At 45.7% G+C, this 17575-nt stretch carries 18 protein-coding genes and 1 other annotated feature; of the genes, 1 reads left to right on the forward strand and 17 read right to left on the reverse strand.

The genetic code is table 11. The annotated features are described in order from the left end of the window. The first annotated feature begins 46 nt into the window (after nt 1-46). Nucleotides 47-811, forward strand: coding sequence for a DeoR/GlpR family DNA-binding transcription regulator (locus tag HF078_RS03700; protein ID WP_169289897.1), 765 nt, complete (start codon nt 47-49; stop codon nt 809-811). 345 nt (nt 812-1156) lie between these two features. Here the strand turns inward: HF078_RS03700 and HF078_RS03705 are convergent, their stop codons facing one another. The 17 genes from HF078_RS03705 to HF078_RS03785 all read right to left on the reverse strand — a co-directional run bounded on the left by HF078_RS03705 (nt 1157) and on the right by HF078_RS03785 (nt 17560). Beyond that, the gene (locus HF078_RS03705; RefSeq protein ID WP_169289898.1) at nt 1157-1696 is read right to left on the reverse strand and encodes a GNAT family N-acetyltransferase; all 540 of its coding nucleotides are present in this window, start codon (nt 1694-1696) and stop codon (nt 1157-1159) included. A gap of 140 nt (nt 1697-1836) precedes the next feature. Next, nucleotides 1837-2799 (reverse strand): L-histidine N(alpha)-methyltransferase, encoded by a 963-nt coding sequence (gene egtD, locus HF078_RS03710; RefSeq protein WP_169289899.1) that lies wholly within the window; start codon nt 2797-2799, stop codon nt 1837-1839. Continuing rightward, complete coding sequence (gene egtB / locus HF078_RS03715) at nt 2796-4061, reverse strand: ergothioneine biosynthesis protein EgtB (protein WP_169289900.1); 1266 nt, start codon at nt 4059-4061, stop codon at nt 2796-2798. The genes egtD and egtB overlap by 4 nt, the downstream gene beginning before the upstream one ends. A 28-nt stretch (nt 4062-4089) precedes the next feature. Continuing rightward, nucleotides 4090-4716: a flavodoxin family protein gene (locus HF078_RS03720; protein ID WP_060664069.1), complete on the reverse strand. Its 627-nt coding sequence runs from the start codon at nt 4714-4716 to the stop codon at nt 4090-4092. A gap of 376 nt (nt 4717-5092) precedes the next feature. Continuing rightward, the gene (locus HF078_RS03725; protein ID WP_169289901.1) at nt 5093-6112 is read right to left on the reverse strand and encodes a serine hydrolase domain-containing protein; all 1020 of its coding nucleotides are present in this window, start codon (nt 6110-6112) and stop codon (nt 5093-5095) included. Between the two features lie 189 nt (nt 6113-6301). Continuing rightward, on the reverse strand, nt 6302-7063 hold the full coding sequence (locus tag HF078_RS03730) for a class I SAM-dependent methyltransferase (protein WP_169289902.1): 762 nt from the start codon (nt 7061-7063) through the stop codon (nt 6302-6304). 178 nt (nt 7064-7241) lie between these two features. Continuing rightward, nucleotides 7242-8405 carry a MalY/PatB family protein gene (locus tag HF078_RS03735; RefSeq protein WP_169289903.1) on the reverse strand — a complete coding sequence of 388 codons (1164 nt, stop codon included), beginning with the start codon at nt 8403-8405 and terminating at the stop codon, nt 7242-7244. Between the two features lie 21 nt (nt 8406-8426). After that, nucleotides 8427-9860 carry a proline--tRNA ligase gene (proS, locus tag HF078_RS03740; protein WP_169289904.1) on the reverse strand — a complete coding sequence of 478 codons (1434 nt, stop codon included), beginning with the start codon at nt 9858-9860 and terminating at the stop codon, nt 8427-8429. Between the two features lie 156 nt (nt 9861-10016). Then, nucleotides 10017-10219: a binding site (T-box leader), on the reverse strand. A gap of 143 nt (nt 10220-10362) precedes the next feature. Next, nucleotides 10363-10986 carry a precorrin-2 dehydrogenase/sirohydrochlorin ferrochelatase family protein gene (locus tag HF078_RS03745; protein WP_169289905.1) on the reverse strand — a complete coding sequence of 208 codons (624 nt, stop codon included), beginning with the start codon at nt 10984-10986 and terminating at the stop codon, nt 10363-10365. Continuing rightward, nucleotides 10967-11731 (reverse strand): CbiX/SirB N-terminal domain-containing protein, encoded by a 765-nt coding sequence (locus tag HF078_RS03750; protein ID WP_169289906.1) that lies wholly within the window; start codon nt 11729-11731, stop codon nt 10967-10969. Before HF078_RS03750 ends, HF078_RS03745 begins: the two co-directional genes overlap by 20 nt. A gap of 15 nt (nt 11732-11746) precedes the next feature. Beyond that, nucleotides 11747-12523, reverse strand: coding sequence for a uroporphyrinogen-III C-methyltransferase (gene cobA / locus HF078_RS03755; protein ID WP_169289907.1), 777 nt, complete (start codon nt 12521-12523; stop codon nt 11747-11749). A gap of 3 nt (nt 12524-12526) precedes the next feature. Continuing rightward, nucleotides 12527-12745, reverse strand: a complete 219-nt coding sequence (locus HF078_RS03760; protein ID WP_169289908.1) for a DUF3906 family protein — start codon at nt 12743-12745, stop codon at nt 12527-12529. Continuing rightward, nucleotides 12729-14360, reverse strand: coding sequence for a nitrite/sulfite reductase (locus HF078_RS03765; RefSeq protein ID WP_169289909.1), 1632 nt, complete (start codon nt 14358-14360; stop codon nt 12729-12731). The genes HF078_RS03760 and HF078_RS03765 overlap by 17 nt, the downstream gene beginning before the upstream one ends. A gap of 15 nt (nt 14361-14375) precedes the next feature. Continuing rightward, nucleotides 14376-14978 carry an adenylyl-sulfate kinase gene (cysC, locus tag HF078_RS03770; protein ID WP_169289910.1) on the reverse strand — a complete coding sequence of 201 codons (603 nt, stop codon included), beginning with the start codon at nt 14976-14978 and terminating at the stop codon, nt 14376-14378. Nucleotides 14979-14993: 15 nt separating this feature from the next. After that, nucleotides 14994-16145, reverse strand: coding sequence for a sulfate adenylyltransferase (gene sat / locus HF078_RS03775; protein WP_169289911.1), 1152 nt, complete (start codon nt 16143-16145; stop codon nt 14994-14996). Nucleotides 16146-16251: 106 nt separating this feature from the next. Then, a complete protein-coding gene (locus HF078_RS03780; protein WP_169289912.1) occupies nt 16252-16470 on the reverse strand; it encodes a hypothetical protein in 219 nt (72 codons plus the stop codon). A gap of 13 nt (nt 16471-16483) precedes the next feature. Then, nucleotides 16484-17560: an inorganic phosphate transporter gene (locus HF078_RS03785; RefSeq protein ID WP_169289913.1), complete on the reverse strand. Its 1077-nt coding sequence runs from the start codon at nt 17558-17560 to the stop codon at nt 16484-16486. Between the last annotated feature and the right edge of the window lie 15 nt (nt 17561-17575).

Genomic DNA, 17575 nt, shown 5'->3' on the forward strand with positions numbered 1-17575 from the left:
ATAAAATAATAGGAAAGAAGTTGAAACTAAACATTGGGTGATGATTTTGTTTACAGATGAAAGACGGGGAGAAATATTGAAGGTTTTAGAACAGGACGGAAGAGTACTTGCCAAGGATTTGGCTGATCAATTCAATATGTCCATTGATTCCATCCGCCGAGACCTATCCATTATGGAAGAACAGGGATTATTGAAACGCACACACGGCGGTGCAATCCCGGTAACATCCGTTCGTACTATGCCACGTCCGCCAGCCGAGCGTTTCGGGGACGGCACGGTACACCAGAATGCCATTGCAAAAATGGCTGCAGGGTATGTTAAAGCTAACCAGACGGTATTTATTGGAGGGGCATCGATCCACTATGTGCTGCTAAAGTATCTACCAAAGGATATTCCATTCACGGTGCTGACCAACTCACTTGAAGTCGCGTATGCTTTGCGTGGGTCTGATAACATCTCGACGTTTTTAATTGGCGGTAACGTGAAAAGTTCCGGCAATATTACAGATGCTTTGGCCAATGAATTTGTGCGAGAGTTTACGGTTGATTTATGTTTTGCAACAGCCGGGGCTCTTTCTGTAAAAGGGATGAGTACCGCAACGCCGGAAGTGGCTATTTTCTATAGAACGGTTTACGGCAATTCGAAAAAGCTGGTTGCCATGTTTGAACATACGAAGGTCGGACAGGAGATGTTTGCGGGTATGTTCCCTATTGGGAAGTTGGATGTGGTGATTACGGATGCGGAGACAGATAAAGAGAAAGTGGATGAACTGAAGGCTGCTGGAGTGGAGGTTTTGGTAGCTGGGGAATAGGTACTATAGGAGAAAAGCGACAGTGTGGATGGATACTGTCGCTTTTTTTATTTTATGAGGAATGTATGGGTAGACGACTTGGAATTGGTGACGAGCTTAGAAATCGCGTCTTATTAAGATCGTATGGAACACAAATTTGGTGGCGAGCTTGAAATCTGGAGGTCAGAGAAGAGGTAAGGACCTAATCACATCGAGTTGATGCGGAAATACCCCCAGCTCGTGCCAAAATGCCTCGAGTTCGTGCCAAAACACCCCAAGTTCGTGCCAAAACACCTCAAGTTCGTGCCAAAACACTATTCGCCCCAATTCCCCCCTATTGAAATAGGAAATCATTCCCCTCAAAATTCACCCTTCCCTCTCAAACTCCTCCCGCAGCAACCCATAATAGGCGAGGTCCACAAACCTCCCGTCCCGCATTGCATGTTGGCGCCACGTTCCTTCGTGCTTCATGCCCACTTTTTCCATGATGTGCCAAGAACCTGGATTATCAGTAAAAGCACCGGCGAATACCTTGTTCAGGCCAAGCACATTAAATCCATACTCCACCATAGCACGTGCCGCTTCGGTCCCGTAGCCTTTACCCCAGTAAGGACGGCCTACCCAGTATCCAAGCTCGCCCCGTTTGTATGCAAGCGTCTGCTTGATATTAATAATGCCTAAAAGACTGTCGCTTTCTTTTTCCACGATTGCGAAGACGACTAGCCCCTTTTCTTCTGCTGCCCACATGCTTCGAATGAAATCCGCTGCAGATCCCGCTGGATAAGGATGCGGTACGTTTAGTGTTGTTTTAGCAAGTTCATAGTCACTTGCCAGTTCCTCGACACGGTCGGCGTCTTGAAGTTTCAAAGGGCGCAGGTTTAATCTCTCTGTATGTATAGTTTTCATAACTAGCAAACTCCTTCATTTTTTGTTTTTCTTAATTAGAAAGATTGAATAGTAAAAAAATATCATATTTTTAAAGCTAGCGTAAGTGCAAAAAAGGCATTCACACAAGATGAAGATGTGCGAATACCTTTTTCAATTTTTCACTTTTTTAAATAATGCACACTAAATTTCTCCTCATTATCCGTCCATACCTTGCTTGGCTTAAACCCGCACTCCATTGCCAGCTTCTGGAACTGGTCAATGGAATATTTGTAGGAGTTTTCCGTGTGGATGGTTTCTCCCTCCCGGAAGGAGAATTCATGGTCTCCGATGTTCACTTTCTGATTGCATTGACTTTCAAGGTGCATTTCAATCCTGCCTTTTTCCTCGTTATAGTAGGCAAGGTGTTCGAATTGTTCCTCGTTAAAATTTGCCCCGAGCTCCCTATTCATTCTGGTCAGAAGGTTAAGGTTGAATGCAGCCGTAATTCCTTTCGTATCATCATAAGCTTTTTCCAATGTTTCGATGTCCTTTTTCATATCAACACCAATGAGGAAGCCATCTCCTTTATCCAAAAGCTTCGCGGACTTCAGTAGGAAATTCCGGACCTCCACCGGCTCGAAGTTTCCGATGGTTGACCCAGGGAAAAATATCACCTTCTTGCCTTTCGCTTCCAATGGCAAGGTGAGTGGACCTGTATAGTCCCCACAAACCGCCTTTATCGTGATATGAGGGAATTGCATCGCTAGTTCCAAACTAGATTGAAATAGAAAGTCACGCGATATATCAATTGGCACGTATTCCTTGAGGCTTTTAAAATTATGAAGCAATGCCTTAATTTTATTGCTGCTTCCACTGCCATATTCAATTAGCGTATGAACATCACCAACAGCCAAAGTGATTTCTTCTATACTATTGGTGAAAATCTTCATTTCCGTCCGAGTCGGATAATACTCCTCCAGCTCCGTTATCATCTCAAATAACTCGGAACCCCGATGATCATATAAATACTTAGAGGAAATGGTTTTGACCGGAGCAGAAAGCCCCTTGATAATTTCCTCGCGCATGTTTTCTTTTTCTATATAAAAATCATAGCTTTGAATATTATTTTCTAATAATCTCATAGTGCATCCTCCGCCAATCGGAATCCGCTGAATTGCCAGCGTTTGTCCGCTGGAAAGAAGTTGCGGTAGGTGTTTCGGATATGGTCTTGTGGGGTGGCACAGGATCCACCGCGCAGCACCATCTGGTTGCACATGAATTTAGCGTTATATTCGCCAAGTGCCCCTTCAAGCGGCTTGCTTCCCGGATATGGGGAGTAGGCGCTTGCTGTCCATTCCCACACATCGCCAAACATTCTGGAATCAGCCGATTGATTGGATGCTGCTGGATGGTAGTTGCCCGTTTCCATCGTGTTTCCTTTTATCTCCAGATCCCTTGCTGCATGCTCCCATTCTGCTTCTGTAGGGAGACGCTTGCCTTTCCATCTGCTGAAGGCATCCGCCTCATAGAAGCTGACATGGACAACTGGTTCATTTGGATTGAGTTTCTTTTTGCCTGCAAGCGTAAAGATCAACCACTCGCCATCTTCCTTACTCCAGTAAAGAGGAGCCTGCCAGTCATTCTTTTTTACCGTATTCCAGCCGTCCGACAGCCAGTAATAAGGCTTCTGATAACCGCCTGCTTCAATAAATTCCAAATACTCTCCATTTGTGACAGGCTGATCAGAGAGTTTAAATGGCTCCAACCAAACTTTATGATTCGGGCTTTCATTGTCAAAAGCAAAGCCATCGCCGTTGTGGCCGATTTCAATAAGGCCGCCATCATAAGTGTGGAAGGCCGCTTCTCTTTTTTCAGATGATGTACTAGATTGGAATTCTTTATAGACTGGATGCAACGGGTTAACGAAAAAATTATATTTTACATCCATTAAAATCAGCTCTTGATGCTGTTGTTCATGCTGCATGCCAATTTCTATGAGACTGTGAATTTTGTCCGTCTGTTCAGACTTGGTATCCTCCTGTTGCTCGAGCAGATCCACGATATAATTATCAACATAACTCCGGAATTGGAAAATGTCTTGGATGCTTGGTCTTGAGAGTACTCCGCGTTGATGCCTTGGCTGGAACGGCCCTACCGTCTCGTAATAGGAATTGAAAAGAAAATCGTATGTTGGATGGAATTCTCGGTAGTTCTCGAAGTACTCTTTAAGCACAAAGCGCTCAAAGAACCAGGTGGTATGGGCCAGATGCCATTTTGGTGGACTGACATCCGGGTGAGACTGAATAATGAAATCTTCCGTTTCTAGTGGTTGAACAAGCTTCATGGTGAGGTCACGAACATTCATAAATCGTTGGGATAATGATTTTATCGTTTGTGTTTCCATGAATGGATACAGCTCCTTTTATTGGATTCTAGCTTTGTTCCACTACATTTCCCTCTGCAGGGATGGGATTGTTTTGAAGCATTTTTGAAAAATGCACCAGGTTATAGGCCATAATTTTGGCGTGCTCCATGGTGAAATCGTTCTTGTGTCCCTCCGCTTCGATATACGATGATCCTGGACCTGCTTCTCCTACCCAGTATGTATCCACATTCGGCGGAATTGTAAAGCCAATATGCGATAGCCCGTAAAGTATAGACGCTGCCGCATGCTTCGCGCCATCTTCGTTACCTGTTATAACCACACCTCCCACCTTGTTATAGTAAATATATTGCCCTTTATCATTCGTTAGTCCACTTCCGCCATAAAGCCGCTCCATCACCATCGTTGCGACACTACTCTTCTCACCAAGCCACAACGGCGTACCGATGATGACGATGTCCGCTCGCAATACCTTGTTGAACACTTCCGGCCATTCATCGCCATATCCTTCGTCCTCGCTAACGCCAAACTTGATATTGTAATCTGCTATCCTCACAATTTCGGACTCTACGTTTTCGTTGTTGAAATGGGTGATGACCTCTTTCATTAGTGCTTCCGTATTAGATTCTTCGCTGGAAGATTTGAGTGAACAGTTTAAGAAAATTGCTTTTGTCATGTGGGTCGTTCCTCCTTTTGGGTGTTTGAGTGGAAAATACTATTCTTTACCCTATTAAAGGGAATTAAAACGTAAAAAGATACATTGGGTGAGTGTGGTTTTGGTTAAGAGTTTGTGAAGGGTGTCGGATTTTGATTTTACAGCGGAGAGTTTGGGTGGTTTCTTTTTTGAGGATCGCGAAGATTACTAGGCTTCTATTTTACTCAGGAAATTTATTGTCCAATTTGAAGATTTATTAGCCACTTTTTCGTTTTATTAGCCACTTTGGACTGGGTAAAGGCTATTCGACACGCATCGACATAAAGGGGTACCCATTCTTACACCAATCACTAATAAAAAAAGACATACCATCAAACAGGTATGCCTCTCTCCTTATTCAAATATGGTCCTCAATTAAGTACATCAACTTGTGAGGACCTCTTTCCTTATTGGAAGGTATTACGACAATCGTTTCTGATTCCGGGTAGTAACCAGAAGCAAAGCTTACACCCGGGTCATAACCCATCACATGATATTTTACTATTGTGTCTTCGGCTTTCTCTATCCAAATTCCATAGCCGTAGTAATCATTACCCGCTTGAATGCATGGTGTCGTCATTATATCGACCATTTCTTTACTTACTAGTTTCCCGTTCATTAGTGCTTTCCAAAGTTTCGCCATGTCGCTTGCTTTAACATACGCTCCACCGTCAGCCCCACCTTTTATCGGAATGGAGTAGTTGTTAGTTTTCCAGGAACCATCTTCCTTGTCGATATAACCAAGCGCCGTGTTGGCAGGCAGACAATCTAGAGAAAAGTAACCGGAATCCTCCATTCTCGCCGGCTTGAAGATATGCTCCTCTACATATTTAGTAAAAGGCACTCCCGCTACCTTTTCAATAATTAAACCCAATACTATATAACCGGCATTATTGTAGTGGAATGTTTCACCAGGGTTGAATTTCATCTGTTGATTTTGGAACAACGGAAGGAAGTCTTCTAGTTGTCTCATATGATACATTGGATTCTTCACCCAAAGCTCTTCAAAATCATCCATTTCATCCTCGTCAAAATAGTCGGGAATACCAGATGAGTGAGTCAGCAGATGGTGGACCGTCACCTCTTCATGGAAATGAGGGAAATATTCATTCAACAAACTGTTTAATGTTGTTTGAAACGAAAGGGCACCGCTCTCTACCAACTGACATATGGCTATCGCAGTAAAGAGCTTGCAGCCTGAAGCGATTCCGAATTTTGTATTGGTTGTGTTGAGAATGGAATCTACCCGGTTGGAGAGACCATGTGCACTGGCATGGATGATTCCAGTGCTTTTCTCCACATGGATAACTCCTGAAAAGTCTAGTTCACTTGCTTTTTCAGATAATGTTGTTTCTAATTCTACGTTTTTTAGTTTCATTTTGACTAAACCCCTTTATATCCTTTTGGCTTGGGGGACGGGTGAAATTATATATGCGGTTATGGATTCAATATTATCGCTTACTGTCGAAGTTCTGGGATTTACTGTCCATTTAGACCTAAATACTGTCCAAACTAGATACAATTCATGCCAAACCACATAGTTCCACAAATCTAATAGCAAACCAGTTTATCTGCCCATCGCCTTCAAAACAAACCGGTCTTGCTTAATATCCAAATACCCTTCCCGAAGTATTTTCAAATGAAGCTCATACAAGGGATCCAGATAATCCTCCACCTGAAAATCTACCACCTGCCACGGAATGGCCTTCAAATAGTATATAAGCGCACCAATATCATAAAAACGTTGCACTGGGTATTCCTTTTTACTGAGAAGAACTTGAAAACCGTGCTCTTCCAATTGCTTATGTGCAAATTCAAGATTCCAATTCCTATACTCTTCATTAATCTCCGCACGGAGAAGTCTATTGATAGCTTGGCAGTCAGTCCAACCGACCTGCTGGGTCAAAAAAGTTCCTCCGTCTTGCAAAACTCTTCTAACCTCACTAGGATCGTACTCCTCGTGTTTATTGATGATCAGGTCAAAGTGCTTGTCTGGAAAATGCAGCTCATTGTCCGGCTCCACTTCGACCACCTTTATACCCAGAGGTTCCAGTCTTTCTTTTGCAATAGGAAAGTTTGGTTTGTAGCCTTCCGTTGCGCAGACAGTCTGCGGAAATGGCTGCAGCTTGGAAAGCAGCTCTCCCCCGCCTGTTCCCATGTCGAGCATGGAAGTGGCATCTGCCATTAATGTTTTTGCCATGCTGCCGTATGACCAGGAAAGCATTCCTGATGCAAGGCGGCCCGTTTCTGTTATGTGGGAAAAATCCCATCCAAAAAAATCGGTTTCCGCCTCTTTTAAATAGTGTTGAAAAAGTTGATCAGTTATCATATATTTACCCTCCATTTTTTAAAATTCAATAGTTGGCGCCAAGTAAGGCTTGGAGGTCCGCGGATGCGGTTTTATATGTTGTGTTCCAGTAGTTTCATTGTTTGGTCTCCTATTTTTCTTTTCTTCTAATATACCAAATATTCCTATTTTTAAAAGAAAAACCTGCTAACGAAGTTCGTCAGCAGGTTTCCATTTCTCTTATTGCAGATTTCATTCTTAATAGCGCTTCGGTCAGCACCTCGCGTGGGCAGGCAATATTAATGCGTTCAAACCCTTGGCCGCCTGCACCGAATTTCATTCCTTCGTCTAGGCGGACTCCCGCTTTTTCTAAAAAGAAGGAATGCAATTCATGTGCAGCGATTCCCAGTTCCCTACAATCCAACCAAATCAAATGAGTGGCCTCTGGTTTTACTACTTTTATGGCAGGGATATGCTCTTTCAAGTAGGTGCAGACATACTCCAAATTAGCATTCAAATATTCCTTCACTTCTTGAAGCCACGGCAACCCTTTATAGTAGGCGGCGATGGTTCCTTCAACGGCGAATGCGTTGGGGCGCATTAATCCAAATCCAGTCAACAATGTCTCGTATTTCTCTTTGATATCCTTGTTCGGAATAATGAAAATAGAGCTTTGCATTCCGGCAATGTTAAATGTTTTGCTAGGTGCCGCACAGGTGATGGAAAAATTCAGATGGTCCGGATGCACCTTAGCAAACGGAATATGCTTGTATCCCGGATAAGTGAGGTCGCCATGCATTTCGTCTGAGATGACGATCACTCCATGCTTTTCACAAATCTCCCCAATCTTTCGTAATTCTTCACTTGTCCAAACTCTTCCGACTGGATTGTGAGGACTGCAGAGGATAAATACCTTTGTGTTAGGCTGCGCCGCTTTTTCTTCAAAATCCTCAAAGTCCATTTGATAGCCGTCCTCGGAATAGAGGAGGGAATTATGCAAGATGGAACAGCCTTGTGTTTGTATGGTAGAAAAGAAAGGGTAATAGACAGGATCCTGCACGATTACCGCATCACCCGGTTTCGTTAACGCCTTCAGCAAAAGGTTCATCCCAGGAATGATTCCCGGACTGAACGAGATCCACTCCTGCTTCAACTCCCAGTCGTACTGCGTTTTCCACCAATATTCAACAGCGTCATAGTATCTTGCACAAAACGTGCTGTAGCCATAAATACCGTGTGTCGCTTTTTGACTGATGGCACTGACAATATCTTCTGAAACCTGAAAATCCATATCTGCAATACAAAGTGGAATGATGTCTTGATCTTCGATAAACCATTTGACAGAATGCGTCTTTCTACGGTCGATGAATTTTTCCAGTTGCATGGCTTTCTCCCCTTAATCGATCTAGTATGCCTTAGCCCAATATACCATATGTTTGGCTTCATTTCCGCAACACACACAAGTTTCGGCAACTTGCCCCTGTTCAAAAGGCATACAGCGGGAAGTGGCGCTCGTCTCCTCTTTTATCTTATCCTCACACGCTTGATCCCCACACCACATTGCTTTAATGAAACCGCCTTTTTGTTCGATTTGCTCTTTGAAGGCTTGGAAAGTCGTCGCCACACTCGTTTTCTCTTCGCGGTGGGAACGTGCTTTTTCTAAAAGGTTTTTCTGGATGTCTTTGAGGACTTCTTGGATTTTCTCTTCCAGTCCTTCAATAGGTGTGATCAATTTCTCCCCAGTGTCACGGCGGACAAGGACTACTTGTTGTTGTTCAATATCCCGAGGACCAGCTTCCAGTCTTAATGGAATCCCCTTCATTTCGTACTCATTGAACTTCCAGCCAGGCTTCTTGTCGCTCGCGTCAATTCCAACGCGAATGGTTTTGGCCAGCTTTTCTTTTAAATCATAGGAAAAATCCAGCACGCCCTCTTTGTGCTGAGCAATCGGCACAATCATCACCTGCGTTGGCGCAATCCTCGGAGGAACGACAAGACCTCGGTCATCGCCATGGACCATAATCATCGCTCCAATGATACGGGTCGTAAAGCCCCAAGAAGTTTGCTGAACATATTCCTGCTTGCCTTCACGGTTGAGGAATTGAATACCGAAAGCTTTGGCAAAACCGTCCCCCAGATGATGAGAGGTGGCTGACTGCAATGCTTTTCCGTCGTGCATCAGGCTTTCAATTGTGTAAGTGTATTTGGCTCCGGCGAATTTTTCTTTTTCCGTCTTTTGACCTTTGATGACAGGGATTGCCAGGATGTTCTCACATATTTCTGCGTAGACGTTAAGCATTTTCACCGTTTCTTCATGTGCCTGTTCGTCTGTTTCGTGACACGTATGTCCTTCCTGCCAGAGGAATTCGAGCGTTCTTAGGAACGGCCTGGTTGTCTTTTCCCAACGAACGACGTTTGCCCATTGGTTGTAAAGCTTCGGCAGGTCGCGGTAAGAATGGATGATGTTTTTGTAGTGCTCACCGAAAAGTACTTCAGATGTTGGACGGACAACTAAGCGTTCTTGTAGCTTTTCATCGCCGCCATGGGTCACCCAAGCCACTTCCGGTGCGAAGCCTTCGATGTGGTCCTTTTCTTTTTGCAGAAGGCTCTCCGGAATGAAAAGTGGCATATAAACATTCTCATGGCCGGTTTCTTTGATCCGTTTGTCGAGTGCGTCTTTTATGTTTTCCCAAAGTGCGTATCCGTATGGACGGATGATCATGCTGCCGCGGACGCTGGAGTAGTCGACAAGTTCCGCCTTGGTGACAACATCTGTGTACCACTGCGCGAAATCTTCGTCCATGTTGGTAATTTTTTCTACGAAATTTTTATTAGACATGTTGGTTTGCTCCTTTTTGAAAAGTTCGTGCCGAAATGAAGTGAGTTCGTGCGGAAATGGACTGAGTTCGTGCCAAAATGAGACGAATTCGTGCCAAAACACCCCGAGTTGATGCCAAACCCATTTTTCAGCTAAATAAAAAAAGCCCCGCTCAAAATAAGGGACCATTTCTGGCGGTACCACCCTCATTCAAAGCAAAGCTTTACTCTCTTTCATGGTAACGGTTTTGAACCGCTGCACCGTTTCTGATGCAGAACTCTGAGGCAGGTTCAAATGCTCATCTATGGCTGCCTCTCACCACTCGGCACCCTCTCTTGGATAGACGAAATCATTTTACTAGTCCTCTTCGACGTTTGATATTGAGAAGATTATATAGGTTTGTTGGAAAATTTGTCAATGTATTATTTTATTAGTATTAGATTATTTTTTGATTTTTAAACTTCTTCCACACAGAAAAAAACGCCCGTACAATCCGACAAGTACGACCGCTTTTCATCAACTGCTATGATATCAACCTTTCCTTTAACCTCAACAACTCCTCCAGTTTCTCCCCCCTAGACTCTATATCCAACCTGTACCTCTCCTCCAATATCCCCCACAGCAGCTCACCCTTTTCCTCAAAAGATAACGGCAGCTGCTTCACCACCTCCCGATATTCGGCCAGAAACTCTGTATAGGAAATCCAGCTAAAGTCAAACTGCTCCTCCAGCTCTCTTTTCAACTTACGGGTCAATTTAGGACTGGATCCGTTGGAAGTCACGGCTATCTGCAGATTTCCGCGCCTGACAGTTGCCGGGAATGTGACGTTCCCTTCCCCTGACTCGTCTACCACGCAAACTAGCAGCGACTCATGCAACGAGCGAACCAATGCAGCGTTAACCTCTCTGTTGTTCGTCGCTAAGATGGCTAAAAACGCCTCTGCAAAATCTCCCGCCTCCGCTCCCCGCTCAATCAACCGATACCCTCTCAACGCTGACAACTCCCGCACTTCCTCTGAAAATTCAGGCGCAATAAACGTGATATCCGCCTGCTCCGCATCCAGCACCTTAGCTTTCCGAGCCGCAATCCTCCCGCCGCCGGCTATGACTACCTTTTTTTCCTTCAAATCAATAATCAACGGTTGCAACTCTCGCCTCCTCCTTTCCTGAAACAGTAGCCCGCTCCACCACAATATCCTGAATTACCTCGTGGCGGCTCAACGGTTCGATTAACAAAATTTCCTGTTTGGACCGCCGCCTTTTTCGGACTTCCCGCTCTACTTCACTTAACAACAGGCCGGCAAATAATAGATACGGCACAACCAGGACTCTGCCAGCTGCCTCGACACTAATCCTCTCCACACCCTCGGCAAACAATGGCGTGGTGGCCGCCAAATAGCAGACACTTACTCGCGAAACGCTTAGTTTCTCCTCAAGCCCCGTTTTTATCTTGGCAAAGGCCTCATGAATAACGGGATCACTACTCCCCCTGCCAACCAGCAAAACAGAATCCTCAGCATCCACCTTCCCAACTGCCGTCCTCACCAATTCACAAATTGCATCCACAATCCGCGCCTGTACTCCAAATGCCGGGACAAGCTCCACGCTAACCTCCGGATACTTCAAGCACAGCGGCTCGAGCGCTTCCGGAATGTCCTCTTTTATATGACCAGCTGTTAAAAGAAAGACAGGAACCACGATGATCTCAGTCGCACCTTTTGCCACACAGCGCTCAAACCCTTCCGGGATGTATGGCTCGGTCAGTTCCAGAAAACTGATTTCCTGGATTGGTGCATCAACTCTAGCAAAGACCCGCCTCAAGAATTCCTTCGCTTCCTCCGCTCCTTTTTTCGACCGTGTTCCATGCCCCACATATAAAATGGCTCTAGTCACAAAAACCGCTCCCTTCTAACCGTGCACGACAGGCAAATGTGGCACTACCTCTTCTTCAAACCAGTGCAACTTCTCATGCAGTTTCACCACTTCCCCAATCACAATCATGCTCGGATTGGAGATGTTGGCATCCTTTACTTTCCGCTCGATGTTGGAAAGCGTACCAACGACTGTCTTTTGTTCATTTAACGTACCCCAGTGCACTAACGCAATTGGTGTTTTAGAAGACTTCCCATTTTCCTGCAGACGTTTAAGTATATTCGGCAACTGCGAAACCCCCATGTAAACACAGATTGTATCCACGGCATGTGCAAGATTTGCCCATTGATGCTCCGCTTCTTTGTCGCCAGCCTGGTGTCCCGTGACAAAGGCGAAACTTTTGCTTAAAGTCCGATGGGTAACAGGAATGCCGGCGTAGGCAGCCGCTCCGATTCCAGCAGTTATCCCCGGTATGACTTCAAAAGGGACATCCTGCTTGAAGCATTCCTCTGCCTCCTCGCCGCCCCGTCCGAATACAAACGGGTCGCCTCCTTTCAAACGCACGACCTGCAATCCTTTTTTCGCATATTTTACGAGAAAATGATTGATCGTTTCCTGCTTCATCGTATGGTAATGGGGCAGCTTTCCGCAGTAGACAAGCTGCGCCTCTTTTTTTGCATAGTTTAGTAGTTCCGGATTCACAAGGCGGTCATAGAGAATAACATCCGCCTGCTCGAGTAGGCGCAACCCCTTCACTGTAATCAATTCGGGATCCCCGGGACCCGCTCCCACCAAATATACTTTTCCGGTCATGCGCTACCACCCTTTCTCCTCTGGATCTAAAATATAGCCACTCTTCTTTCCAATGCGCTTTTTCTCTCGTAAAATAACTTCTTTTACTTGGGGCTCTTTTAAATAAAATTTCTCAAGCTCCACATCTAGGTGTTCAAAAGCCGCTTCATCGTTCTCTGCAAAGATGACGGATACAATTTCCTTGGCCTCTATGGTTACGTCAAATCTATACAGATATGCCATCGGTTTCTTTTCCTAAAATAGTATCTAGTACGCCTTGCAAGGTGGAAACTCCCACGCGTCCAACAAAGTCGAAGAAGGATTCCCCTTTTGTCTTCTGGTCACGGAAGTAGATTAATAGCTCTTCCAGGACATCCGTCAATTCCTCAGCCGCCACTTTCCCCTTCAGCTTTTCATTGAACTTGCCGCCCTTATTCAAGGTTCCGCCAACATAAATCTCATAAGCTTCGACCATCTCTTTTTGCTCATTGCGCATTTTCATCCCCTGCAGGCCGATGTCAGCAATTTGACGCTGGCCGCAGGAATTGGGGCAGCCGACCATGTGCGTGCGGATTGGAACGTCCAAACTGATGCGCTGATCAAGTTCTTCTGCAATCAAGCGCATACGTTCCTTGGTTTCTACCAATGCCAGGTTGCAATACTCGATACCGGTGCAGGAAACCGCATGCCCGAGAAAGGAGTTCGGGTTAATGGAAATGCGTTCGAATATCGGTTCTTTTAACAGCGCCTCCACGTTTTCCGCCGGGATGTTCGGAATGATAAGATTCTGGGAATTACAGGTTCTGATCTCCCCGTTTCCATACTTTCCTGAAATTCTCGCAAGCTCGAAAACTTCCTCAGAATCCAAGCGTCCGACTGGTACGTTGAAGCCAAGAAACTTTAAGCCCTCCTGCTTTTGATCATGAATCCCGTAAAAGTAACCAGCATTCCATTCTTCTTTTGGCTCTTCTCCTTTGGAAGGCAGCGGACCCGTGTGTTCTAGTAGCTTCTCCTTGAACTTTTCCGGTCCCCAATCGGCTACTAAAAACTTCAAGCGTGCAAGATGGCGCTTCTCCCGATAGCCAAAATCACGGAATATCGTGGTTACCGCAATCGCTACTTCAAGCGTTCTTTCCGGTTCTACAAACACATCGATGGTTTCTGCCAAAAACGGCCTGGAGGAAAGCCCGCCCCCGACCTTCAGGTGGAAGCCACTTTTCGAGACGTCATCTATTGTTTTTGTAGCCGGTGTAAAAGAAACACAGTTGATTTCCGCATTCGATGCATTTTTCGTATTGGCACTGATGGACATCTTGTATTTTCGCGGCAGGTTCGAGAAGTCCTCATTCTTCTGAAAAAAATCATAGACCTCTTTTACAATCGCCGTTGTGTCAAAAAGCTCGTCAGGATCCAGGCCCGCAATCGGGTTGCCGACAATGGTACGGGTGATATCCCCGCATGCTCCTGCACTGGAAAGTCCCACAGCTTCGAGTCGTTCGAAAATGTCCGGGATTTGCTCGATCTCCAACCAGTGGAATTGGATTGCCTGCCTTGTCGTGATATCAAAAACACCACGGCCATAATCCCGCGCGATGCCAGCCAATGCTTCCACTTGCGGCTTAGTGAGAATCCCGGACGGAACATTGACCCTCATCATAAAATAACCATCCTCTTTCGGACGTTGCAGATAGAGCCCCGCCCACTTGAACAAATCCCATTGTTCCTTAGGAATCGAGTCGAATCCATTTTTCGCGTAATGCGGGATGTCATCGAGGATTCGAAGACCATCCTTCTCCAGTTTTGCTTTTTCCGTCTTGTTGATCTTTTCGTTATCGGCCCAGTGTTTTACATATGCCATAAGTGGAACCCCCTTTTAAATAATTTTTTGGTTTCTTAAGTATTGAAGTATCGTGTTGACGGCTTCTTCCACAGTCTGTGTGCTGGATGCGATAGTTATTTCTGCTTGTGGTGGCTTCTCGTACGGTGAATCAATGCCGGTAAAATCCTTGATTTCCCCGCGTCTCGCCTTCGCGTACAGTTGTTTCGGATCTCTCTTTTCACATTCCTCCAATGGGCAGTCCACAAATACTTCAATGAACTCTTCCTTTTCAAACAGTTTTCTGACCTGATTCCGGTCTGCTTGGAAGGGAGAGATAAATGCGGTCGTCACAATCTTGCCGCTGTCCACGAAAAGCTTTGCCACTTCCCCGATGCGACGAATGTTTTCGTTGCGGTCCGCATCTGAAAATCCTAAATCTTTGTTCAGTCCATGACGGACATTATCTCCGTCCAATACATACTCGTTAATGCTTTGGCGATATAATTCTGTGGATACTGCATTTGCGATGGTCGACTTACCGGATCCCGATAGGCCGGTGAACCAGAGGACACAACTGCCATGCCCGTTCTGTACACGGCGCTCCTCTTTTGTGATGGCCTGTTCGTGCCAGGTGATGTTGGTGGCTTTAGAACTCATTTCTCATTTCCTCCTTTATACGGCAGCTGTTTTCTTTTGTTTTAGTCCATCGATCAAGACCTCGACGACCTCTTTTCGACTGAAGCTAGACGGCGGAAGCTCCCCTGCTCTCAGCAGCTCCCTCACCTTCGTGCCAGATAATATAACTCTGTCTTTTGTTGGATGCGGACACGTTTTATCCGAGGCCATCCCCTCGCATTTATTGCAGTAAAAGCTATGCTCAAAAAATAATGGTTTAATGCCAAGCTCTTCCTCTGTGAACTGATGGAAAATATGCTGCGCATCATAAGTTCCATAATAGTCACCAACTCCCGCATGATCCCGCCCTACTATAAAATGGGTGCAGCCGAAATTTTTCCTGGCAATGGCGTGAAAAATGGCTTCCCTTGGACCTGCATAACGCATTGCCGCCGGGTAAACTGCCAGCTGGACACGGTCTGTTGGGTAGTAATTTTCTAGAAGCACTCGGTAGCTTTTAAGCCTGACATCCGCAGGAATATCGTCCGATTTTGTCTCACCTACGAGTGGGTTTAGGAAAAGTCCATCTACCGTTTCCAATGCCGCTTTTTGAATATACTCATGAGCTCGATGGACTGGGTTTCTCGTTTGAAAGCCGACGACTGTTTTCCAGCCTTTTTGCTCGAAAAGTTCGCGAGTTTCTTTCGGTTCGAGCCAGACGTCTTCGGCTACACCTTTATTTGGTTTTTGCGTAAGGATTACTTCCCCCGCGACGTAGATGTCGCCCCTTTCGAATAGTCGTTTGACTCCGGGGTGTGCGAGTTCTTCCGTTTTGTAGACTTCACGGGCCTCTTTTTGGAGGTCTGGCACATACCATTCGGAAACGGTTATGACTCCATATGTGGTTTGTTGGTGGGTAAGCTTATAGGTTTCTCCTTGTTGTAAGGTGCTTGCCACTTCTTTTGTGACCGGCAGCGTGACCGGAACCGACCAGACGGTTCCGTTTGCCAGTCGCAGGTTTTCAACGACAGATTCGTAGTCGGATTTAGTGAGGAACCCTGTGAGCGGACTGAAGAGTCCGACACCGATGAGTTCTAGATCGCTTAGTGCGATTGCGTCGATTTGGATTTCTTTTGTAAGTTTTGTTGTTTCATAGTTTGGTTGGTAGGCTTGCACAAGCGTGCCGCCATGTGGTTTTGGTAAGGTCATTGATTGTTTCCCTCGCTTTTTTGTGTAATTTGGTTGAAAATCTATGGTTTTTTAGTGATTTAAAATCGTTCGGTCAACTTTCCGGCATGTTCGGACAAGTTCACTGCTATTTTAGATAGAGTTCGGTCAACCTTTTAAAGACTTCGGTCAATTTTGACTGGGTTTCGGTCATTTGGAAAATTGGTTCGGTCAATTTGACGAAATCTTCGGTCACTTTAAGCGGAACTTCGGTCAACTTTTGAAAATCTTCGGCCACTTTCGGCAAAACTTCGGACATTTGCTCCTTGCGCCCCCATTTCCCACAGCCACACACCTCTTCACGCAACCCAAATCCTTAATCACTCCTTACTCCCTCCCGAAACCGCCGCCGCTCCAGCTCCAGATCCACCCGTTCGCTGCATCAAAAACTTCACTCCAAACACCGAAACCAGCACGCCGATCATCGCAATCACCGGATACACATTCTGCTCAATCAACAGCTGAATTAGCGTGTAGGATAACACCATCGATAACACCGGCGATACCACCCACACAACCAGAAGCTGCACGACAATGTCCTTTTTCAAAACAGACCTGCCCTGCTTCACAAAGCCGATTCCGATAATTGATGACGTCGTAATCTGAGTCAGGGGGACTGGTATACCAAACACAGAAGCGACTGTAACAATCCCTGCCCCTGTCCCCGAAATCACGCACCCTTCCTCCAGGCGCAGCTTTGTAATCTTTTTGCCGTTCGTTTCAATGACGCGCTGACCAAGCAATATCGCGCCAAGAGCGACAAATAGTCCTCCCCAGAGAATTCCCTGTCCAGTGCTCATGATGCCTGCTCCTACAAGTGGTCCCACGGCATTTGCGACATTATTCATTCCAGCTGAGAATGCCTCGAACACTCCCATCACCACAACCAGCACGGACAATATCGGAACGGCCCTTGAAGACTTTACCCAACGATCAATCACTCTATTTTTCAGCAACCAAGTCGCCCCAATTGCTAATAAAAACGCCAGAACAGGGGTCAGCAACCAGAATGAAACAATCCAGGCGAGCTTTCCGACAAACACAGATTGATAGACAATCCCCGCCCCAACGACCGAGCCGACCGTCACTTCACTAGTGGAAAGCGGGATGCCGAATATATTTGCTAAAAATAAAGACAGGGCCGCTGATGCAATCACAATCAGTGCAATGGCCACCGTAAAAGTACTCTGTGGGACAATGCCACTTCCCATCGTCTTAACGACCTCTCCGCCGCCAAGCCATGCCCCAAAGAACACCGCAATTCCGCATAGCACTAATGCCACATTCCTTTTAATCACTCCTGATCCATACGCAATTCCCATGGATGCCGCCGCACCGCTCGCCCCAATATTCATGGCGAAAAATAGACCAACGATAACGGCCATTGTCACTAACATGCTTTTTCCTCCTTC

The organism is Bacillus sp. RO2 (assembly GCF_012911845.1).
GTDB lineage: Bacteria > Bacillota > Bacilli > Bacillales > Bacillaceae_I > Sutcliffiella_A.